Source organism: Sphingobacterium sp. UME9, from assembly GCF_014170215.1.
In the GTDB taxonomy this organism is placed as follows: Bacteria; Bacteroidota; Bacteroidia; order Sphingobacteriales; family Sphingobacteriaceae; genus Sphingobacterium; species Sphingobacterium paramultivorum.
This window is the reverse complement of sequence record NZ_LZZP01000001.1, coordinates 1-22,901: the sequence shown is the minus strand read 5'-3', so window position 1 is coordinate 22,901 and position 22,901 is coordinate 1. Positions and strand designations below refer to the sequence as shown.

General features: G+C 39.1%; 19 protein-coding genes and 2 rRNA genes. 7 read left to right on the top strand and 14 right to left on the bottom strand.

Annotation, left to right across the window (positions count from 1 at the left end):
* The gene (gene folK, locus A9970_RS00110) at positions 1 to 504 is read left to right on the top strand and encodes a 2-amino-4-hydroxy-6-hydroxymethyldihydropteridine diphosphokinase (protein ID WP_182980906.1); all 504 of its coding nucleotides are present in this window, start codon (positions 1 to 3) and stop codon (positions 502 to 504) included.
* Entirely contained in the window at positions 485 to 829 is a 345-nt protein-coding gene (locus A9970_RS00105) for an Hpt domain-containing protein (protein ID WP_153846115.1), read from the top strand. Before folK ends, A9970_RS00105 begins: the two co-directional genes overlap by 20 nt.
* Here the strand turns inward: A9970_RS00105 and pssA are convergent.
* Positions 826 to 1,512 carry a CDP-diacylglycerol--serine O-phosphatidyltransferase gene (pssA, locus tag A9970_RS00100; RefSeq protein ID WP_120334919.1) on the bottom strand — a complete coding sequence of 229 codons (687 nt, stop codon included), beginning with the start codon at positions 1,510 to 1,512 and terminating at the stop codon, positions 826 to 828. The genes A9970_RS00105 and pssA overlap by 4 nt on opposite strands.
* Positions 1,513 to 1,585: 73 nt before the next feature.
* Positions 1,586 to 3,085, bottom strand: coding sequence for a transcription termination factor Rho (rho, locus tag A9970_RS00095; protein ID WP_153846113.1), 1,500 nt, complete (start codon positions 3,083 to 3,085; stop codon positions 1,586 to 1,588).
* A gap of 303 nt (positions 3,086 to 3,388) precedes the next feature.
* Here rho and A9970_RS00090 point away from each other — a divergent pair, with 303 nt between their 5' ends.
* From A9970_RS00090 to A9970_RS00080, 3 genes are all read left to right on the top strand, one after another.
* On the top strand, positions 3,389 to 5,116 hold the full coding sequence (locus A9970_RS00090) for an MFS transporter (protein WP_075991739.1): 1,728 nt from the start codon (positions 3,389 to 3,391) through the stop codon (positions 5,114 to 5,116).
* Between the two features lie 241 nt (positions 5,117 to 5,357).
* Positions 5,358 to 6,221, top strand: coding sequence for an N-acetylglucosamine kinase (locus tag A9970_RS00085; protein WP_046671899.1), 864 nt, complete (start codon positions 5,358 to 5,360; stop codon positions 6,219 to 6,221).
* A 424-nt stretch (positions 6,222 to 6,645) separates the two neighbouring features.
* Positions 6,646 to 7,464, top strand: coding sequence for a UDP-2,3-diacylglucosamine diphosphatase (locus A9970_RS00080; RefSeq protein WP_046671898.1), 819 nt, complete (start codon positions 6,646 to 6,648; stop codon positions 7,462 to 7,464).
* A gap of 80 nt (positions 7,465 to 7,544) precedes the next feature.
* Here the strand turns inward: A9970_RS00080 and A9970_RS00075 are convergent, their stop codons facing one another.
* Positions 7,545 to 8,228 (bottom strand): metal-dependent hydrolase, encoded by a 684-nt coding sequence (locus A9970_RS00075; RefSeq protein ID WP_075991738.1) that lies wholly within the window; start codon positions 8,226 to 8,228, stop codon positions 7,545 to 7,547.
* Between the two features lie 10 nt (positions 8,229 to 8,238).
* On the bottom strand, positions 8,239 to 8,553 hold the full coding sequence (locus tag A9970_RS00070) for a YbaB/EbfC family nucleoid-associated protein (RefSeq protein ID WP_182980905.1): 315 nt from the start codon (positions 8,551 to 8,553) through the stop codon (positions 8,239 to 8,241).
* A gap of 186 nt (positions 8,554 to 8,739) precedes the next feature.
* Here A9970_RS00070 and A9970_RS00065 point away from each other — a divergent pair, with 186 nt between their 5' ends.
* Positions 8,740 to 9,366 (top strand): hypothetical protein, encoded by a 627-nt coding sequence (locus A9970_RS00065; RefSeq protein ID WP_159729071.1) that lies wholly within the window; start codon positions 8,740 to 8,742, stop codon positions 9,364 to 9,366.
* A gap of 71 nt (positions 9,367 to 9,437) precedes the next feature.
* Here A9970_RS00065 and A9970_RS00060 read toward each other — a convergent pair whose 3' ends face one another.
* Entirely contained in the window at positions 9,438 to 10,457 is a 1,020-nt protein-coding gene (locus A9970_RS00060) for a hypothetical protein (protein WP_159729073.1), read from the bottom strand.
* A gap of 234 nt (positions 10,458 to 10,691) precedes the next feature.
* Between A9970_RS00060 and A9970_RS00055 the strand changes: the two genes are divergently transcribed.
* Positions 10,692 to 11,273, top strand: coding sequence for a thymidine kinase (locus A9970_RS00055; RefSeq protein WP_075991734.1), 582 nt, complete (start codon positions 10,692 to 10,694; stop codon positions 11,271 to 11,273).
* Positions 11,274 to 11,478: 205 nt separating this feature from the next.
* Here the strand turns inward: A9970_RS00055 and A9970_RS00050 are convergent, their stop codons facing one another.
* From A9970_RS00050 to A9970_RS00005, 9 genes are all read right to left on the bottom strand, one after another.
* The gene (locus A9970_RS00050; protein ID WP_182980904.1) at positions 11,479 to 14,202 is read right to left on the bottom strand and encodes a carboxypeptidase regulatory-like domain-containing protein; all 2,724 of its coding nucleotides are present in this window, start codon (positions 14,200 to 14,202) and stop codon (positions 11,479 to 11,481) included.
* Positions 14,203 to 14,330: 128 nt separating this feature from the next.
* On the bottom strand, positions 14,331 to 15,794 hold the full coding sequence (cls, locus tag A9970_RS00045; RefSeq protein WP_153846107.1) for a cardiolipin synthase: 1,464 nt from the start codon (positions 15,792 to 15,794) through the stop codon (positions 14,331 to 14,333).
* 57 nt (positions 15,795 to 15,851) lie between these two features.
* Complete coding sequence (locus tag A9970_RS00040) at positions 15,852 to 16,541, bottom strand: sulfite exporter TauE/SafE family protein (protein ID WP_182980903.1); 690 nt, start codon at positions 16,539 to 16,541, stop codon at positions 15,852 to 15,854.
* A 9-nt stretch (positions 16,542 to 16,550) separates the two neighbouring features.
* Complete coding sequence (locus tag A9970_RS00035; protein WP_182980902.1) at positions 16,551 to 16,973, bottom strand: FixH family protein; 423 nt, start codon at positions 16,971 to 16,973, stop codon at positions 16,551 to 16,553.
* A gap of 11 nt (positions 16,974 to 16,984) precedes the next feature.
* Positions 16,985 to 18,373 (bottom strand): cytochrome c oxidase accessory protein CcoG, encoded by a 1,389-nt coding sequence (gene ccoG, locus A9970_RS00030; RefSeq protein WP_182980901.1) that lies wholly within the window; start codon positions 18,371 to 18,373, stop codon positions 16,985 to 16,987.
* A 15-nt stretch (positions 18,374 to 18,388) separates the two neighbouring features.
* Positions 18,389 to 19,303, bottom strand: a complete 915-nt coding sequence (locus tag A9970_RS00025) for a cbb3-type cytochrome c oxidase N-terminal domain-containing protein (protein WP_182980900.1) — start codon at positions 19,301 to 19,303, stop codon at positions 18,389 to 18,391.
* A 205-nt stretch (positions 19,304 to 19,508) separates the two neighbouring features.
* Positions 19,509 to 21,647 (bottom strand): cytochrome-c oxidase, cbb3-type subunit I, encoded by a 2,139-nt coding sequence (ccoN, locus tag A9970_RS00015; protein ID WP_153846102.1) that lies wholly within the window; start codon positions 21,645 to 21,647, stop codon positions 19,509 to 19,511.
* 816 nt (positions 21,648 to 22,463) lie between these two features.
* Positions 22,464 to 22,575: ribosomal RNA gene (gene rrf / locus A9970_RS00010) — 5S ribosomal RNA — on the bottom strand.
* Positions 22,576 to 22,697: 122 nt separating this feature from the next.
* A 23S ribosomal RNA gene (locus A9970_RS00005) occupies positions 22,698 to 22,901 on the bottom strand; the annotation flags it as partial.

The window sequence follows — 22,901 nt, the reverse complement described above, 5'->3', positions numbered from 1 at the left end:
ATGAATAAGATTTATATACTTTTGGGCACTAACCTTGGAGACCGTTTTCAACAGCTTGATCTAGCAAGAAAACAACTTGAAACACACGTTGGAGCAATTATTGAAGCATCGTCGATCTATGAAACAGCGGCTTGGGGAGTTGAAGACCAACCGGCCTTTTTGAATCAGGTCGTTTTAGTAGCGTCCGAGTTACAGCCTTTGGCATGCTTAAATCTAACACAACATATCGAACAAGAATTAGGACGTATACGTTTCAAAAAATGGGGAGAAAGAGTAATTGACATCGACCTTCTCTACTTTAACCAGGAAATCATCGACTTGCCCTCACTGCAGATTCCACACCCTTACATCGCCGAACGGAGGTTCACGCTCGAACCATTAGTAGAAATAGCCCCTGACTATATCCACCCCGTTTACAAAAAAAATAACGTATATTTATTGGATAAATGCACAGACGACTTACCTGTAAAGAAAATTAGCGACGATGAACCATATCGACATTGAACTGATCCGCCAAAACATGTTTGACAACCACGAATTAATCAAACAATTTGTATCCATGTATCTTATTCAAACACCTGTAGATCTCGACAAGCTCCGACAAGCGCTGGCTGAAGGTGATCTTCAAAAGATTGGTGATACAGCCCATCATATCAAACCGACAATGGACTATATCGGTGCCTTTCACTTAAAAGAAAAATTTGAGGAATTAGAGGCCAATGCAAAAAATGAGGAGTCTCTCGAGGGGCTTCAGGCCACCTTTGATATTATAGATATCGAAATGAAAGAGCTCCTTTTTGAATTGGAACAATATGAAAAAACGATCTAAACCAGATCGTTTTTTTTATTGAAATGCAATGCCGACAATAGGAAATATAAAACTAAAATAATCGGTAAAGCCATAAATTGACCAACAACAAACAAGATCAGCGTCAAGATCAAAAATATAAAGCGAAACTTATTCGTTTTCCAGTCCATCGAACTAAATTTCATCGAAAACAACCTAATTTCACTCACCAAAAGATAACTGGTTAGAAGAATACTAACGATTAATACAATCGGATTTAAAACCAATTGCGGGTACTTGTCTGCGATATAAGGCAATGAAAGCACATAAAATGTATTCATTGGCGTATTCAAACCAATGAAATCAGAAGTTTGACGCTCATCCAGGTTGAACTTTGCTAAACGTAAGGCTGAGAAAACAGTAATGATATACCCTAAATAAGGCAACAGAGAGCCATCAGGAAATACCTTTGTCAATAAGGTAAACATGATTGTCCCAGGTAAAAAACCAAAACTGACCATATCGGCCAACGAATCAAGCTCCTTTCCGATTGGCGATTTAACATGAAGAAGCCGCGCCACCATTCCGTCAAAAAAATCGAATATCCCGGACGCAAAGACACAAATAGTAACCACTTGAATATTGCCTTGCAATGCCATCAATACAGCGATACAGCCACTAAATAAATTTAGGCAAGTCAGTAGATTTGGGATATGTTTTTTCATTTACAGGATCTATTTTATAAAAAAGCCATCATTCGATTAAAAATGATGGCTAAAATATCAAAATTTGATGGGATTACCCATTCATACTGATCAAAAATTCTTCATTTGATTTAGTTCCACGCAATTGACCTTGTAAAAATTCCATGGCCTCTGTAGAATTCATATCAGATAAGTGGTTACGAAGTACCCAAATACGTTGTAATGTATCTTTGTCAGTCAATAGATCATCGCGACGTGTACTGGAAGCTGTGATATCGATCGCAGGGAAGATACGTTTGTTAGCCAACTTACGATCCAACTGTAATTCCATATTACCTGTACCTTTGAATTCTTCAAAGATAACTTCATCCATTTTAGAACCTGTATCTGTTAATGCTGTTGCTAAAATTGTCAATGAACCACCGTTTTCGATATTCCGGGCAGCACCAAAGAAACGTTTTGGCTTATGTAAAGCGTTAGCGTCCACACCACCTGACAAAATTTTACCTGACGCAGGCGCAACCGTGTTATATGCACGAGCCAATCTTGTGATTGAGTCTAACAAAATAACGACATCATGTCCACACTCTACCATACGTTTCGCTTTCTCAAGCACGATATTCGCGATTTTCACGTGGCGGTCAGCTGGCTCATCAAATGTCGAAGAAACAACTTCAGCGCGTACGCTTCTCGCCATATCAGTAACCTCCTCAGGACGCTCATCGATTAATAAGATAATCAAATAAACTTCTGGGTGATTCTTTGCAATAGCATTTGCAACCTCTTTTAACAAGTTTGTTTTACCCGTTTTCGGTTGAGCAACGATTAATCCACGTTGACCTTTACCTATAGGCGTAAATAAATCCATGATGCGCGTAGAGTAATTTCCAACGCCCATATCCAAATTTAAACGCTCATCAGGGAACAATGGTGTCAAATAATCAAATGGCACACGGTCACGAACCTCAGCAGGATTTTGCCCATTGATAGCCTCAACCCGTACCAAAGGGAAGTATTTTTCACCCTCTTTAGGTGGACGGATACAACCACGTACCGTATCTCCCGTTTTCAAACCAAATAATTTGATCTGAGATTGTGATACATAAATATCATCAGGAGAAGTCAAATAGTTATAATCTGATGAACGTAAGAAGCCATAACCATCAGGCATGATCTCCAATACACCCTCATTAACGATCACATTATCGAAATCTGTACTTGAAGAAGTGTTTTCTGCTTTAGGAGTTTGTGTTGCTTTTTCAGGTTGGGGACCTTTATCTGCTGATGGAGCATCTTCGGTTACAACCGGAGTTTCGTCATGCTCAGAAACTTCACGTTTTCTTACCGTGACAGGTTCCGCTGTTTTTACAGTCCGGACACGTTTACGTGTACGTTCAGCATGTTCTTGATTATCTTCCTCTACTTTAGCTGCGTTTTCAGCTGGCGCTGGAGCTGCTTCCTCTTCCCCACCAGTATTGCTAATTCTTTCGATTAATTCTTGTTTACGCAATTTATCAGCATCTGCGATACCGATCAATTTAGCAATCTCGCGCAATTCCGATACGAGTTTAGCGTTTAATTCGTTAATATCCATTAATGTGTTGTGTATGATTTTTGGATTTTTTTTTGAGCTTTTTTCTGAATTCTGATTACACACTTAAACAAGTTTCCATGATTAAGTGTGATGAAGAACTTAATGATTTCTTTTAAACCCGAAGTGGATTAAATATTGAGAACCTAGACAAAGAAAAAAACAAATTTTGTTATTTCAAAATATTTCAAAAAAAATATTTACTATTGTAGCTAGTAAAACGATTTAACAACATTTTTAGATTGAATTTTATATTTTTTTTCATAAGTTCGTACCTTTCAAAATTTAAGTTTTTAGATCCCTTATATGGAACAGCAACAAACTAAAACCAATTACCCCGCACTCTACACATTGATTATTGTGTTTTTCTTTTGGGGGTTCATTGCGGCAGGGAACAGTGTTTTTATACCGTTCTGCAAAAATTACTTTCATTTAGACCAGTTTCAATCCCAGTTAATAGACTTTGCTTTTTATACAGCCTATTATATTGGTGCATTGTTACTATTTATTTTCAGTTCAATCGGAGGAAAGGACCTGGTTGGAAAATGGGGATATAAAAAGAGTATCGTTTACGGTTTACTTTTCTCGGCCTTGGGTGCAGCAGCCATGATTGTTGCTGTCGAAGTAAATTTGTATGTTGGTATGTTGTTGGGACTATTCGTTGTAGCCCTTGGTTTTTCATTACAACAAACTGCAGCAAATCCATTTGCCGTTTTATTGGGCGATCCAAAAACGGGTGCTTCCCGCGTGAACCTAGGCGGTGGTATCAACTCATTTGGTACAACAATAGGACCTCTTGTTATCGGATTTTCCTTATTCGGAACTTTTGAACCTATTTCTGACTCCGAGATCGCCAATCTTCCTCTAAACAAGGTTGTGTATCTTTACATAGGTGTTGGTCTATTGTTCCTGCTTGCTGCAGCATTATTTAATTTCAGTAAAAAAGTTCCTGCCGGCATTAGTGATGAACCGATGGAAAAGGCTAATAAAGCTTTACGTACATTGATCATTATGACCGTACTACTTTTTGGTATGTTCACACCAGTTTTTTTAAGCTACAAGAGTGACTTAGCCTTGCAGGTAGAGCAGTTACACAAACAGGTTTCAAGTTTAACGGATCAGGTTCAGATTGACCAACTCAAATTGCACATTAAAGAAGTTGCCAAACCACTCGAAATGCAACGTATGTTATGGTTGGCCGGAGCATTGGTCGTTGTGATCGGTGGTTTATTGTTCTCCAATAAGAGCGCGCAAAAAAATCCAGAAGGCTGGGGTGCGATGAAATATCCACAATTGGCTTTGGGTATGCTCGCCCTATTTATCTATGTCGGTATCGAAGTTGCTATCGGTAGTAACCTCGGCGAATTATTGACATTGAAGGAATTTGGTCACTTGCAATCATCGCAAATTACACCTTATGTATCCATGTATTGGGGGAGTATGATGATTGGTCGTTGGGCCGGTGCAATTACAGCCTTTAACTTGAGTAAATCGGCTAAAAATGGATTATTGATTATCGTGCCTCTGATTGCATTCTCCATTATCATCGGAGTCAATACGCTTGCAGGATTTGAAATGTCGCATCTCTATTATTACGTAGTATGTATTCTTCTTCAGATTGTAGCATTCTACCTAAGTAAAGAAAAACCTGCTCGTACATTGATTATTTTCGGATTATTTGGAATCATAGCGATGTTAATTGGCCTATTCTCATCGGGTACTATTGCAATCTATGCTTTCTTATCAGGCGGTCTTGCTTGTTCAATTATGTGGTCTTCGATTTTCAGTTTATCCATTGTAGGTTTAGGTAAATATACAGCTCAAGGTTCGGCATTTCTTGTCATGATGATTCTTGGTGGTGGTGTTCTTCCTCCGATTCAAGGAAAATTAGCGGATATTATCGGCATTCATAATTCGTATATTCTACCATTAATCGGATTCTGTTATGTTGTTTTCTTTGCGATATTTGTTAAGGGAATATTAACAAAACAAGGAATCAATATTGACGAAATAGAGGCTGAAGGGGGGCATTAACACCCCTCACTAATTGTAAATAGTACACTATTTAAACAATTTTATTACACAGCTCAAAAACTGGCTTTACAATATCGTTAAGCCAGTTTTTTTATATAGTCACCAAAGTACAAAAATTTATTTTTTGAAAAATACGTGGATAAATTATGATATTTAAAATTAAAAAATGTATTTTCGGGGAATTGATTAATGAATTGATTACTCATTTTATAACGATAAACACAATTAAAACTACTCAATAATGATAATCATTGCTGACGGGGGATCAACAAAAACAAACTGGTGTTTGTTAGACGATTCGAATAAAAAAATCTACTTCAACACAGAAGGATATAACCCTTATTTTGTTGATAGTGAATACATTGTAAACTCCCTAAAAAAAGGACTACCGCAAGATTTACCTTTTGAAAAAATCTCAGAAGTAAACTATTATGGTGCAGGTGTTCATAACAAGGAAAAAGCACAAATTGTAGTTGATGCCTTAAAACAAGTATTTACGACAGCTGAAGTTGAAGTAGGACACGATCTTCTTGCAGCAGCAAGAGCATTATTAGGAACTCAAGCCGGATTCGCTGCGATCTTAGGAACAGGAACAAACTCTTGTCTCTACGACGGCAAAGAAATCACATTAAACATCGACTCAGGTGCTTACATTTTAGGTGATGAAGGTTCTGGTAGTTATATCGGTAAAAAATTACTGGCAGATTATGTTCGTAATTTGATGCCTAAAGATGTTAAAGAGGTATTCTATAACACGTATAAAATGACAAAAGATGAAATTATGGACGCGGTTTATACCAAACCTATGCCAAATCGTTTCTGTGCTAGCTTTAGCAAATTTGTCTATGACAACAATGTAAATATCGAATACACACGCAATATCGTTGATGAAGCTTTTGAAGCATTTTTCAGAAACCTTGTTAGCAAATACCCTAATTATCAAAGTTATACTTTCAACTGTATCGGTTCAGTAGGTTATAATTTCAGAAATGTATTAGCTGAAAAAGCTGAGCAATATGGAATGAAAGTAGGTAAGATCTTACGTTCCCCTATTGACGATTTAGTACAATTCCACATCGATAGAGCGGCAGCCACTGCCAAATAAAAAGGAAAAATAATCTTTAACATAATGAAAGGTGTTCAATAAAATTGGATACCTTTTTTTGTGGCTCTTACCCCAATCCATTGTCTTTCTGGTCGTCTCCTCAACGAAAATTTCCTGCTAATATTAATTTCCAATAAACTAATTCATACCGTTTTACAAGATATTTTAATGATTTAATAACAGGAATTTCATCGGTACAAAATAAAAGTATCTTTTTTTTGTAAAAGAAGATAACAGATTTATTGAATGAAAAATCGTGGCATACAATAACACAAAAAACGGTAAAATAGATCGTTCATGATCGATTCATTTCAGACAAATCCGTCAAAGGTGAAATATAGTCCTCAAAAGACGGACAGACAACAAAATCAACAAAGGTTGATAAATCTTTGTAGACATAGATGAATAAACAAATTTATTGCAAATGAAAAGAAGCCTTGATATACTTGTAATCTCAGATTTACACCTAGGTACCTACGGTAGTAGAGCTAAAGAGCTTTTACTTTACCTAGAGTCCGTATCTCCCAAAATACTGATACTCAATGGAGACATCGTAGACATTTGGCAATTTAAAAAAAGCTATTTCCCACAGGAACATCTCAAAGTCATCAAAAAGATTATTGACATGAGCTCTTCTGGTACAGAAGTGCATTACATCACGGGCAACCACGATGAAATGTTGCGCAAATTTACCGATCTAAAATTAGGTAATATCAAGCTGAGCAATAAACTACTTCTCTCACTCAATAATCAAAAAGTGTGGATCTTTCATGGGGATGTTTTTGACGCATCCATTCATCATTCTAAATGGTTGGCCAAACTGGGTGGATGGGGATATGACAAATTAATCCAGCTCAATAATATCATTAATTATTGCCTGGATAAAATGGGTAAGGAGAAATACTCTCTTTCTAAAAAGATCAAAAACTCTGTTAAAAAGGCCGTCAAGTATATATCGGATTTTGAACATACAGCTACTGAACTAGCGATTGAAAAAAATTACGATTTCGTTATCTGTGGACACATCCATCAACCTCAAATCAAAGAAGTTATTACCCGAAAAGGAACCTGCACCTATATGAACTCAGGGGACTGGATTGAAAACCTCAGTAGTTTAGAATATAAAAATGGGGAATGGAAGCTGTTCTATTTTGAAGAAAACAAAGAACAAATCCTGAAGAATAAAATCATCGATATCCCTCTTTTCAGCCTGGAAGATCTTAAAAAGATTGTCATATCTTAATGGACACAACGCAGATCTGCATAAAATCAGGAAAACAATACAACAAAAAGCCGAGCTAGCTCGGCTTTTTGTTGTATTGTTTATAACTCAAATGTCGAACCGATTTCCGGCAATGACAATGAAATATCCTCATTTTGGAATTTATCCAAAGCTTGTTGTTTATCGATCGTTATTGGCGGAAATGAATCGTAATGGATACCAACAACCCGAGCACAATTCACAAATTCAGCAGCTTTAATTGCATCGTCCACATCCATTGTATAATGCCCACCAATAGGCAAAAATGCCCAATCCAGCTTCATGTCTGCCAGCAATTTCATTTCCATGGTTAACGCAGTGTCTCCAGCAAAATAAATTCGCTTGCCTTTTACATTAAAGACGAAACCTACAGGAAACCCACCGTATTGACCATCAGGTGTACTATTGGTATGTGCGGCATATACCATCTTTACCGAACCAAAAGGCAGTTGAACTGTTCCGCCCAAGTTAAACTCGATAACTTTATCATCAGGTACTCCCTGTCTTCTCACCCAGCCTGCAGTTTCAACAATCGCTAAAACAGTGGCACCACTGTTTTTTTGAATCGTCGCCATATCTGCCACATGGTCCTGATGTCCATGACTTAAAAAAATATAATCCGGTTTAATTGTATTTACATCGATTTCTTTTGCAAGTGGATTATACGTAACAAATGGATCTAAAAGAACCTTCGTTCCGTCAAAATCAAACTCCACACATGATTGTCCGTAATAAGTTGCTTTCATGATAATATCGCTATTGATTAAATAATCCGCCTAGTCCTCCTAGTCCACCCAACATATCCTTGCTTGCTGCCTGCATTTCTGCCTGGCTGATATTCTCAGCTTGAGCAATTGCCTTATTCAGAGCAACCACAAGTAACTCCTCCAATTCTTCCTTATCTGCGTTTGATAAAAATATAGGATCGATGGTAACCTCTTTTATCTCTTTGTTTGCTGTCGCTACCACACGGATTAAACCACCTTCCGCTTCACCAGACACAGAAATTGAATCCAATCTTTTTTTGATTTCCTCCGCCTTTTGCTGGGCTTGAAATAATTTGTCAAACATATTTATATCATTTATTTGATGCCAATTTACAAAAATCTGTGCATACCTACTATTGCTAATTTACTTTCGCCAATGCTTCCCTTTTATTTCTGAAAGTGTCTGATCTTATTGGCCAGAAAGAACCTTCAGTTCGCTTTCATTGCTCTTGGTGTCTGCGAAGTCAGGAAGGTTTTGTATTTTTGCAACATGCAAAGCAATCAAGAAAAACTAGTCGCCCATATTTTGGACCAGTTGGACCTAAATCCGGCAGCTATTCCAGCTGAAACCTACGACACATTGATTTCAGATCGCCCTCAACTTGTCGACATCGATGATATGGTCTCCTATATCAAACGTATCGGGACTGATCTCGATGCCATCGATAAAACAGTTGAACTGGTTGAAAAAATTGAAGACGAAACAAGTATTCTAATCCATAAACTTAAGTTTATTTCAGCTACAGACAGACCCAAGGTATTGGTACTGGACCAAATACAGCCCCTTGAAATAAATCGTTCTGCCTATCTGCAGGAAGCTATAAAAATTGCAGGTGGTATTCCAGTTACGACAGAAAATGAAGCCGATAAGATCATTGTCATCGGCCATGGGGAACAGACATTTATCCAAATTCCACAATTGTTGAATACGGCAGCTATCGCATCATCCAAAGCTATCGAGCTCGATCAGGTCTTTATTATGACCAGTGAACAATTTGCAAAGATTCCCGGATACAATTACTTGAGCGAACTCGAATCCTTAGCCGAAATTCTTCAGCCAAAGTATTTTGTATATGGTCATGAAGGGAACGATTGGCTACAATTTCAACTAAGCTAAAAAACCAAAAATATCGGCATAAAAAAACAGCTCCAGTAGAACAAGAGCTGTTTTTTTTATGTTTTATGATTTTAGTTATATCTTCTGCGCAGGACGTCGTATAATTTTTCAACGGTATGCGGCTTATCTGCCCATTTATTTTTAATAGCATAATTTGTCTGCAAAAATGCGTCCGCTTCTGCGTAGCTTGTAAACCTATTCAATAATTCGACAGCCTCACTATACGCTAAACTATACCCATTAAACAAATCCTTAATAAATAAGAGTTTGTCATTTAAGCTTATCCCTGCTTTAATATCCGTGAGTTTATCGGTATGTCCAGATTGATTCACCTGATAAACACGATTCTGCACGCCGGCTTGTTTCTGTTGAGAGATAATTTCATTTAAGGTCAATGGTCTCGCTGGAGCTTCCTCAATGACCGTATTGATTTCTTCCTGAATAAAAACTTCTTGCGGCTGTTCAATAACGACTTCTTTTGGTTCTTCGATTACTTCTGTAACGAAGACAGTCGGTTCTTCGACTTGCTCAGTGACGTCCTTTTCTGCCTGATAAGCTAATTCCTCCACTGGGGCAGCTGCAAAAACCGGGGGAATTGCAGCAACTGGAGGAATGACAGGTTCAACAATTTCAGGACTAGGTTCCTCCGATTTTGCAGGTTCACTTTCAGAAACAAATGGGACTTCTTTTTCCGCCACGATAGTTTCTTCATTTACCACAATGCTTTCTTCATTTCCACGGCTGAAATCTTCAACTGGCTGAGCGTCTTGAACCTCTTTTTGAGGCTGTTCAGCAACAACTTGTTGCGCTGATGTTCTAATGGTAGAAGGTGGGGTAAAATAATCGTTGAAAGCAATCTTCTTACTGTCCAAGGCAGCAGTACTTAAAGCATGCTGCGATTGACCTTCCTGAAGAACAGCCTTGGTCTTGAGTAAAGTTATGTATGCTGCCACAGCCTGAGCTTTCGCTTCCAGTGTTACTAATTCGTTAATTTCGGACAAACTCCCCTGCTCTGACAAGCTTAGATACTGTCCATTTAAATCCTGTAATAAATCGCCTATCTTATTAAAAATTTCCTCTTTAGTACCCATAATTCTATTTGAAATCACCAATTAATCATTTATAATACTTATACCTTCAACCGACCGAAAAGTGGAAAACTCAATCCTTTGATTTAGAAATATTTGGATTTACGTTCACTTTTTTGCTACCCAAATTTAATATTTAATTCTGATATTAGCAGTGTCAAAAACAGAATATAATGGGAGGTCATTTTACAAAAATCACCTTATTTGCAGACCTTCCGACAAAATTAAATTAATCAAATGCTTTTTTCCGAACATAATTTGGCTTTGCGCCCCGCTCAATATGGTAGCATTGAAATTGTCTGTGGCTCGATGTTCTCAGGCAAGACAGAAGAATTGATTCGCAGGCTAAAACGAGCACAATATGCACGTCTGAATGTCGAAATCTTTAAACCATCTGTTGACAAACGATACGATGAAAAGTTGGTCGTTTCTCACGATAGTAATAGCATCCCGTCAACACCCGTTGATCATTCTTCAGCGATCCTACTCTTAAGTTCATCTACCCAAGTTGTCGGAATCGATGAAGCACAATTTTTTGATGACGGTTTGACAGAGGTGTGTGTCAAATTGGCAAACAGTGGTATTCGGGTAATTGTTGCCGGGCTCGATATGGATTTTCAAGGGCAACCATTTGGCCCAATTCCCAATCTAATGGCAGTAGCCGAACACGTTACGAAAGTACATGCGGTTTGCATGCAATGTGGCGCTCCAGCGAATTATTCCTATCGCCTGACCAAGGATACGGAAACCGTACTTTTAGGTGAAAAAGACGCTTATGAACCACGTTGTAGACCCTGTTATTTCCACTTGAATAAATAGCCTGATCAAAAAAGTCAACTAAAAATCTGCCAAAAGTGCTATAAACACTATTTGGCATAGGATTTGAAATATACTTTATAAATAAGAAGATTAGCGCTATTAATAGCGACAAAATACTTTTCATAATTTAGGTTTATAATTGGTTAGTTAGCACCTCCTTGCCCATCAAGGAGGTGTTTTTTTGATCAACTCCTATATACAAGGTTTAAGGCTGAACACCGTAGTTTATTACCTTACGGCCGATATTCCCTGTTTGATCCATTCCCTCGACGATTACCTTGTAATTTCCATTTCCGTCGGCATTATAAAACTGAATGGCAGCCTCCCCGGTCTCTGTGATCGAGACTTTCGGATTCCAGTAAATGGTCGTTCTCAAATCGTTTGCAGCCTTTCTTTCCGGCGTATCATATTTTGGAACATAGAACTTCCGCTCTTTAATATATCCCAATGGATACATATCGATTACATTTGATTTAGGCAATAAGCTTTCAATCTCACTCAATGACATCCGTGGTTTCTTCGCTTCCACTTTCTTCGTATAGATTGACACAACACCATTATTTTGATACATTCTGGAGACTGTACCCAATTCATCACGTAAGAAGATTTCGATACCTTCGATATCCGCGACATTAATGCTATTCAATCCGGGCTCATCAATAGCCATACCGTTCAGAAAGAATTGAACAGGTGTACGCCCACCCGCATTATAATCACGAGAAACATAATATTTCAATGTCTGTGGATCATAAGTAATGCCCGTCAATACCGTTTGAAGACACATGGTCAACACGTTACAACCGGTCAAACGTTCGGGTTCAATACGGTGTTCCGGCATGGACAGCCCCGAAATAGAAGGAAAATCTTTATTGGTGATTACTTTCTTCACTACCGCCGTCACTTCGACCTCATCCAAGAGAATCGATTTTCGATATTCTTTTCGGCTATTCGCCAAATAAGGAGCAAAAGCTTGGTCTATATTAGGTACAAAATAACTCTTATAGCCATTATTCTTATCGATCTCGGGGTAAAAGCTCTGGTCCATATTAATAACCAAGCTTCGGTAATTGTCATTCGATCGGGCATTAACCGTTACTTTGGACGAATCCGGGAACACAAGATCTTTAAATGTGAATCGTCCATTTTGATCCGTATAAACGTCCTTCTTAATATTACGGGAAGGTACCGATAAAAGTAACCCACCATTTGGATAAGGACGTCCCGTATTCATCCGAAGTATACCTGACAATTCGATTCCTTGCTCAGGAAGAAAACTAATCTGCGGCAACTTCTCCGATATAAGCGTCGGGTAGTCAAATCGACGATAGCCCTGCGTCATTAATAAAGCATCCAAAGCTTTATCCCGGTTGGGATTTTTTTCATCAAAATATGAATTTGGGTTCTCTACATTTCCTTTGAGGTCCGAAGTCAATAAAAAGTTGCTCACAATCGATAGATCTGCCTGATCATTATAAGGAACTTTGGATTCGTCTATTACAGCTACTGAATAGCTTCCCGGGAACTTCTGTCCATTGTTGTCTACAGCAAGTTTAAGATTGACCAAGTCTTTGGCCTTATAACTTTGCTTATCGCTCGTAACCTGAATATTTAAAAGCTTTTCACTTTGAACAAATGCCAGACGCTCACTGAGAGGCTTTCCATCAGGACTCAATAAAGTTACCTGGACAATACCATTTGGTAAACGCTCTTTCGGAATATTGACCAATGCTGATGAAGATTTTAAATTCACTTGCGCGCCAAAACAGAGATGTCCATTCGACTGAACCAAAACATAATAGGATTGCCCCTGGTTTTTTGAAAAATTCTCTTCACTGGTTACCACGGCAAACTCAGCATTTGTGGCATCCTGTTTTACAAAAACAACATTTGCCTTGTCATTGACAACAGCCGGCAATTTGTATTTGCGTTCCTGTCCATTCTCAAACTTCACAACTGCTTGATAATTTTCTCCTGCGAGCGGCAGAAGAGAAAAATAGCCCATTCCAGTTCCGAAGTCCGCAAACTCTGCTACAGATTTACCCTTAGAATCTAAAATATTTCCTTTTACCTTTAGACCTTTCCCATCGGATCCGAGGGCTTTAAATGCCACTTTTTTTGCCAATCCAGCGATAATATCTCCCCCTTCAGGAAAGAATTGCACGTCTGCATCCCACAAGGCATTTTTTAGCAAGAAAGAACTAGACAAAGGTTTTTCATTTTTATTCTCCTGAATGCTAATCTTCAATTGTCCTTTCTCCAAATTTGCTTTTTCCTTCGCAGACAAATTTATCGTTACTTTCCCTAGACCATCAGTCTCACCTTTACCCTTGTCGAACGTTTCCCATCCCGAGACAAACTCCCAATTGATTTTTGAATTGATCATCGGCTTTCCCGTACGATCGCGGAACTGTATGACAGCTTGGGTTTTATTGCCACCAATGTTATTTTGAAATTCAATGTTCGTAATCAATTTCTTATTGATAACATCACCGATTGGCACCACCTTATTAAAAAAGTAGGCATTATCAAAGTTGGCCATCCATTTTGTGTAACCTCTAAATCGATAATTGTCCTGAGACATAAATTGAGGATCAAGTACAATCTGCCCATTTCCTACCCCTTTATCCAATGGAATTTTTAGTGTCTGAATCAGGGAATCACGACTGTTCAGTACTTCCACATAAGCTATTTTACTCGGCTCATATTCGGCCAAATTGCGGGATAAATAGGTCGAAAACCAGAGGGTATCCCCCACCGCATAATATGGCTTATCGAAATGTAAATGTACCTTTTCAACTGGGTAGACCTGAAAATATTTCTGAACTCGTTCTACGATCGTATTAATAGGCAACGTAGGTGTAGTCTGGGCATAAGTGGTCCCCATTCCTAACAGTCCTATCGATAAAGTCAATAGTTTTATGTGCTTCATTGAAAGTCTTAGAATAAAAAATGAATAGCTAAATATATTCAATTTTGAGCAAAGACCAACCCTATTAGGGTATTTTTAACATTTATTATACCTATTCATAGGGTTATTACCGACTCTTTAAAAATAATTTAAAGCAATGGAGCCAAAAGCCTACAGATTGAATCAACTCCTCTTTTCCAGCGGCTTCGCTGCATCCATTTTCGGATTGTAATCAGATCTGATAAGTCGATATCAGCCAAAAATTGCGCATTAAGACGGTCGCAAAGCGCTTTATCCGAGACAATTCCCGAGATTTCAAAATTGATATAAAAACTTCTGATATCTAAGTTTGTCGTACCGATATAGGCAAGCTTCCCATCAATACAGATGGTTTTGGCATGCAGAAATCCCTTTGTATAGAGGTATACATTGACTCCTCTTTCCAGTAGTGGTTTTATAAATGAGAATGAGGCATGCTGTACAAAAAACGAATCAGACTGGGCCGGCAACATCAAGTCCACACGGACACCTGAAGATACCGCGAGCATTAAAGCGGTCGTCAATTGATCGCTGGGAATAAAATATGGCGTACACAACTGTACATATTCTTTTGCTTCGTTGATACCGGCAATAATTGCTTCCATATTGAAGGGCGCTGGCGATCCAGGATCACTGGCTGTAAATCCTACTCCACTCGCATCTTCATCGGTAAGTGGAAATCGGTTTAAATAACCTCGGCCCAATTCAAACGATTCCGCATCTGTCTGGTTCCAGCTGTTCCAAAACTGGATTTGCAACGTATTTACGGCCGCGCCGACAACCATCATAGCTGTATCCCGCCAATAAACCTCATTTTTTCCATTATTGATATATCGATCTGAAATATTGATTCCGCCGACAAAGCCTATTTTCCCATCGATCACCGCTATCTTGCGGTGATTTCGGTAGTTGCTATTCGCTAAGGAACTGAAGGTTACTGGAAGAAAAGCTTGAAACACAAAATCGGGTTTATGCCGCCGTAAATATTTAATTACATCAGGAGCACCAAAACTATCCAATATCAGACGTACGGTGACCCCAGCTTTTGCTTTTTCTTCTAGAATATGTAAGATTTCCTGCCCTATTCCATCCATTTCCCAGATATAATATTCCATGTGAATGGAATGCTGCGCAGCTTTAAGGCGATCAATAAGTACCGGAAATTTTTCTTCCCCATTGATAAACAGGGTTACATCGTTGTTGAGGGAAAATGTAGAGATCTTTTGATTTTTAAGGTAGCGGTACACCATGGCCAAACTACCGATCCGCTCATTTAACGTATCAATATGTTCCTCCATAATTTCGGATTCCTTACGCCAGGCATCCAGTAGCTTTTTGGACTGCTCGCGATACACGCGTTTCATCCTTTTGACCTTCTTAAACTTCTGACCAAAGAAATAGTAACTGAGCAAACCAACGACAGGTAAGAAAACAATGACCATAATCCAGGCAATGGTCTTGGAAGGATTACGGTTTTCGATCAAAATCGTCCCGATTACACCAATATAAAGGATGAGTAAGGGAATCCAATAATATTCTAATGCAATCTGTAAAATATGATGAAGTACCTCCATATTGTGTGCTAAGGGTTTTACCAAATATAATACTTAGCATCGACATATTGTTTGTCGTTAAACACAGTTTATTGCACCATCGACATGAATGAATGGACTTAAATAAGGAATGTCTAAATTGGCACCCCGGAGTATAAACCATATTCCCAATAAGAAATAGAGAAAGGGAACCCATTTCGAAAATCCGATTTTGAAAGATCTGGAGAAATTTCCCAAAAAAGAAAACACAAACAATAGCGGGATAGTTCCTAAGCCAAAATACAACATAAAAAAGAAACTTTGCTGTGGGCTGTCTGCATTTATGGACGACATGAGTGCCATGTAGACCATACCACAGGGCAATAAGCCATTCAGTACGCCGGCAATAAAACTCCCCCCCGGTTTATAGAGCCATTTCGACAATAAGCGTACAATTGGCTGCACAGCCTTCGTCTGCCAGCTAGCGATTTTCCGATTATGCTTACCAATAAGCTGGAATAAAGCAATTCCGATCAGAATAATACCTGTGGCCCAGCTCAAACTTCGCTGCCAACCTTGAATCTGCGCAAATGTCCCGATCGTACCGAGTAAAAGTCCTAAACAACCATAAGTCAGTACCCTACCGGATTGATACAGTATCTTATTTAAGAAAACGTTCCAACCAAAACCCTGCCTTCCTTCAATAGCAAAAATTAATGGACCACACATTACCGCACAATGTATGCTTCCAAACAATCCCATGAAAAATGCAAAATAGGTATAGCTCATTTCCTTAAACTAAAATAAAATATGCTCTTCAAACAAAAAATCTTTACCTACACTCTTCCAGTCAATATACAAATTCCACATTCCTTTATCGAACGTGGAAATGGGCAGTGTATATAAATTACTGGTTGTCTGAAATGGTAATTCTTTATCCAATCGGTTATCCGAAGGTTTTCGAAACAGCAATTTCCCTATATTTTCTTTGGAGACAAAATGAATATACAAGGTATCCTGCCTGATTTCAATTGTCGGTGATTCCTTCATAATCAATACATTTTGCTTTTTATCGTAAGCTTGATCATAATTCAGTCCCTGCTCGTAATAGTCATCTTCTTCCAGACTATCCGAATCGTGACTCACCATGTATATTCCTGCTCCGACTATACACAACATAAATACCGCCAAGGTTAAAAAAATCTTTGTACCCCAATTCATTGTTTTTCAATTTAATTCATACCCGGAGGTGCTATAAAAGTGGTTTTTAAACTCTCCACTTTCTTATCTCCCGAATAGATAGCTAATTTTACATTACTTTTATAGGTCTCAACATCCTTATTCGCGATAATTAGAAAAAAGCTCAGTGTCGCATGCCCATCTTTACTCAATTTTTGAATAGGATTGACCAGTTGAATCTTTAAACGCGGATCATCACAGACCAATTTAAAAGGCATTTCTTTACCAGACTTATTAATCAATTCCAAAGAATACAGGTTGCTTATTGTCTTATCATCACGAAGTTGGTAGGTGCTTCCCTTTGCCCGGAGCAATCTTCCATCCACCTGAGAACGATTGAACAATAGAAAACAAAAGACCGACATTAATGCAACCAACACGATAGAATAGGCTATTGCCCTCGTATTGCTTTTTTTCTTCAGTGTTCCTTCAATCTCACCCATTGGATAAAAGCCAATTAACTTTTTAGGCTTTCCAATTTTGTCCATGACAGCATCACAGGCATCTATACAGGCCGTACAGCTTACACATTCTAATTGCAGGCCATTTCGAATATCAATTCCCGTGGGGCATACATGTACACAGAGTTTGCAGTCTACACAATCTCCATGTGTCGTCATTGCATCCTTTTGCTGTTTTCCTCTTGGCTCTCCACGTCTATGATCATATGCAACAGTAATACTTTGGTCATCGAGGAGTACGCCCTGCAATCTGCCATAAGGGCAAATTGCAATACATACAATCTCCCTGACATACGCAAACACGCCATAAAAAACTAATGTAAATATGATTATTGATATCAATCCACCAATATGTTGGTCCAATGGATCAGTGATGATCTTCATCAGTGCATCAACACCGATGATATAAGACAAAAAGATATTTGAAATGAAAAATGATATGATCAGGAATATACCATGTTTCAAAAATTTTTTCAATTGTTTTTGATCCGTATTTGGTCCAGCATCCAATTTCTTTTGTTGTTGCCAATCACCTTCGATCCAATATTCAATTCGTCTAAATATTAATTCCAAAAAAATGGTCTGGGGGCAAGTCCATCCACACCATACCCGTCCAAAGACAACAGTAAACAAAACCACACATACCATCACGATTAACATGCCGAATACGAATATGTAGAGATCCTGTGGATAGAAAAGATTTCCTAAGATGGAAAACTTTCGCTCAATAATGTTGAACATGAGAAACGGTTCACCATTTATTTTGATAAAAGGAACTACAAACAAGAACAGCAGTAGTGAATACCCAACCCACTGTCTCTTTTTGTAAAGCTCTCCCTGCGGTTTTTTGGCATAAATCCATTGTCTTTTTTTTGACTTAGATCCACCGTTATTGGCATTATTCACGACTACTGTACTCATTGCTATTTCAATTTACTACTCTGCTTTTTTATCTGTTTCAGCCTGATCTGCTTTGCTCTCATCTGCCCCCTTCTCTCCGCTTGCAGCCTGGCCACCGCCATAGGTCACCTCATCACCTTGCGGAGCTTTTGGATTAGCAGGGTTTGTATCCCTTAAGGTGATAATATAACTGGCAACCTGTGCGATTTGTGCAGGACTTAAAGTTTGCTCCCATGGCACCATTCCTTTATCAGGAACACCATACTTAATGGTTTTGAAGATATCTTTAATCTCACCACCATGTAGCCAAAACTTATCGGTCAAGTTAGGTCCGATGCCTCCCTCGCCACTACCACCGTGACAAGCGACACAGTTTGCAGTAAAGATCGCTTTTCCATCAGCTGCCATTTCCGGCTGAAACTCCACGCTACTTTCGTCTACATTGCTCGCAGAAGCGGTAAGATAAGCCTGACGCTCTTTCTCGGCAACGACCATCTCATGTTCATACTCCTGGTCCTGGTTCATTCCGATGCCCGACACCTGATATACAAATAAGTAAACAAGGCCGAAAAAAATCGTTCCATAAAAAAGGAAATTAAACCAGATCGGAATCGGATTATCCAATTCGCGGATACCATCATACTCATGGTCTATGACAATATCCTTTTCTTCTGAAATCGGTCTGATACCCATGATCTTGTTCCACGACCTTTTCATCCAGCCCTTATTCGCCGCCTTTTTGAGTTTTTCCTCCTTGGCCAATTCAGGCATGGTAATCTTAATGATGGATTTCATCGCGCGATTGACCATCAATGCCGAAGCAAGAAGAGCCAGCATTACAACGATCAATACAACAATTAAGATATCTGTGTATAAATTATCTGTACCGAATCCTATCGTAGATTGAACAACTTCTGCGGTAGCTGGTGCAGTATCCAATAATAAACTCATATATTATAGACTTTCAGGTGAATGATTCAGTTCCTTTTCTGTTTCATCTTCTTCCAAAGGCAATTCCTTCATATAAGTAACATAGTCTTTTTTCATTCGAAACAACATTATTGCTACTGAAATGAAGAACACCAAGAAGATCCAAAGTGATGCAATTAGATAAAGCTCACTGCCGTTTAGATTTGTTATTTGCTTAAACATGGCTTTATTGATTTGCGTTAACATTATCAGCTACTTTTGGAGCTGCTTTTATATCTGTTCCTAATCGCTGTAAGTATGCAATTACAGCTATAATCTCACGGTCAGCTAACACATTCACTTGATTTTGTTTTAGATCATCGGCAATTTTTTGTGCCTGTTTGGTAAGATCCTGCTCAGCATGTTCAATTTCCGCATCGGTATAGGGGATTCCCAATTTCCGTAATGCTTTCATTTTATCTTGCAGAATAGAATTATCCAGCTTCTGATCGATTAACCAAGGATATGTTGGCATAATACTTCCTGGCGAGGTAATCGTCGGATCCAACAGGTGATCAAAGTGCCATTTATTTGGATATTTTCCACCGATGCGATGCAGATCCGGTCCGGTCCGCTTCGAACCCCATAAAAACGGTGTATCGTAAACAAACTCTCCCGCCTTGCTATACTCTCCGTAGCGGGCGGTTTCGGATCTAAATGGACGAATAGTTTGCGTGTGACAGTTCACACAACCTTCTCTCACGTAGAGATCCCTTCCCTGCAGTTCCAATGCTGTATAAGGTTTTACACTCGCAATCGTTGGAACGTTTTTAGAAATTGTAAAAGTCGGCACCATCTCCACCATACCCCCGATGAGGATGGCAATAAGAGCCAGTACCATAAATAAAATTGGCTTACGTTCAAGGCGACGGTGTTGAGACTGTTCGTTTACTTGAACCGGCAATAATGCAGGAGCTTCTGCAGGCTCATTGGCCAAAAGCTTCCCTTTTTGCATAGTTTTGATCAAGTTGAACGTCATCAGGAACACGCCCGATAGATAAAGTGCACCACCTAGTGCACGCATCATGTGCATTGGCAAAATTTCCAATGTTGTCGCAAGAAAGTTTGGATATTTCAAAACCCCTTCCGGTGTAAATTCTTTCCACATCAAGCCTTGTACTACAGCTGCCCAATACATCGGGATCGCATAGAACAAAATACCCAAGGTACCTATCCAAAAGTGCGTTGATGCCAACTTTTTAGAATATAACTCCGTTTTATAAATACGTGGTATCAACCAGTACAGAATACCGAATGTCATAAAGCCGTTCCATCCCAATGCACCTACGTGTACGTGTGCTACGATCCAGTCGGTAAAGTGAGCAATTGCATTCACCTGCTTTAAGGATAACATAGGGCCTTCGAAAGTCGCCATACCATAACAAGTAAGGGCCACGACCATGAATTTTAACATAGGCTCTGTCCGTACCTTATCCCAAGCACCACGTAATGTCAACAAGCCATTGATCATACCGCCCCAACTCGGAGCAATCAACATAATGGAGAATACAACCCCTAAAGACTGTACCCAACCAGGTAGCGCCGTATAGAGCAAATGGTGAGGACCTGCCCAGATATAAATAAAGATTAAAGACCAAAAGTGAAGAATACTTAACTTGTAAGAGTAAACTGGACGGTTGGCCATCTTAGGAAGGAAATAATACATCATTCCCAAATAAGGAGTTGTCAAGAAAAAAGCAACTGCATTGTGACCATACCACCATTGTACCAGCGCATCCTGTACGCCTTTGTAGACATAATAGCTTTTCCAGCCAGCTACAGGTAATTGGATGGAGTTAACAATATGCAATACGGCTACTGTAACAAATGTGGCAATATAGAACCAAACAGCGACATACATGTGACGTTCGCGTCGTTTGATAATAGTACCGAACATATTGATTCCGAATACGACCCAAATGAGGGTAATTGCGATATCAATAGGCCATTCCATTTCGGCATACTCATGGCTTGAAGTAAGACCGAGTGGGAGTGTAATAGCCGAGGCAACAATAATTAATTGCCAACCCCAAAAATGGAGCTTACTCAAAGCATCACTGAACATTCTTGCTTTAAGCACCCGCTGTAAGGAGTAATAAACTCCCATAAAAATACCATTACCTACGAAAGCAAAAATCACCGCATTGGTATGCACAGGACGTACACGGCCAAATGTTGTAAATTGCAATCCAAAGTTCATCTGGGGCCAAACAAGCTGCGTTGCCACAAGCAATCCTATGGTCATACCAACTATCCCCCAAATAATGGTAGCGATTCCGAAATTCCTGACAATCTTATTGTCGTAATTAAATTGCTCTAACTGCATTACTTAAATTGTTGATTCTGATTCAAAAATAAGCAGCAATTTATGACAATCTAATGATGGACAATGCGTACAAAAGTGATGTACGTCACTTTTTTATTACCCGATTAAAAGGATTAGTTAGCAATTTCGACCATTGGTTGTAAATGACTTAGGGAAAATAGAGATCTTGAAAGATACTTTTTACAATTAGATCAGACATCAAAAGTGACCGTAGTCACATTTCCTGCAGTTTAATACCTTGTTTTAATGGCAATATGGGTTAGAATCACTGTTACATATACACGAATTTATCCCAAAAACATCGAGACTATCGGCACGAAGTGAATTGTATCTATAGTGCATCAAACCTCATCAGAATAGCAAACCTTAATCTGCAGACTCATTGCACTATTCGCCTATAGCAAGTGAGCTAAAGACTCTTTGAAAAGAATCGGTAGTGGGATTAGCTTGAACTGGCTTCTGTGTACTGTTATAGCATAATTTAGTTAACCACTGTAGAAAAGCCACTTATTAAAAGAATATGAGCTCAGCCTGAGTTTGGCAATTCCACTTGGCTACGACAGTGCAGCATAGCACCGGAGCACAGTAGAGGCTACATGACCGTCTGCTATGACCGGTGTACCATTACCACTGAGCACAGTGACAGTTGCAGGATAGCGACAATTGCGGAACAGCTTCCGATGGACCGGGCTCACCGACGGCCACGTGCTGCGATAACCGATAGGCGGAGGATAGGCAATAGCCTGTACATGGAAATACGGAAGTATTTAAACGAAAGAAGCCCTTGACTGTTTCCAGCAAGGGCTTCCGTGTAAAAAAAGGCACCGACCTACTCTCCCACCTGTTACGGCAATACCATCGGCTCTGGCGGGCTTGACTGCTCTGTTCGGAATGGGAAGAGGTAGACACCGCCGATATAGGCACCTAAAAATCTTTATTGACATTATCATGATTGATATCATGTTATTCATGCCAAATGACATAGCTATTGAAAGAGGTTCGTTTCTGTTTGTTTCAAAAATTAAAGAGGAAGACAACAGTGTCTGTCTGCTTGAGAAAGCTTCGGGCTATTAGTACCACTTGGCTTTGGTCTCTCAACCTTTACACCTATGGCCTATCAACGTAGTGATCTTCTACGACCCTATAAGGAAGTCTCATCTCGTGGCTAGTTTCGCACTTAGATGCTTTCAGCGCTTATCTATTCCAGACGTAGCTACCCTGCCGTACACCTGGCGGCATAACAGGTTCACCAGA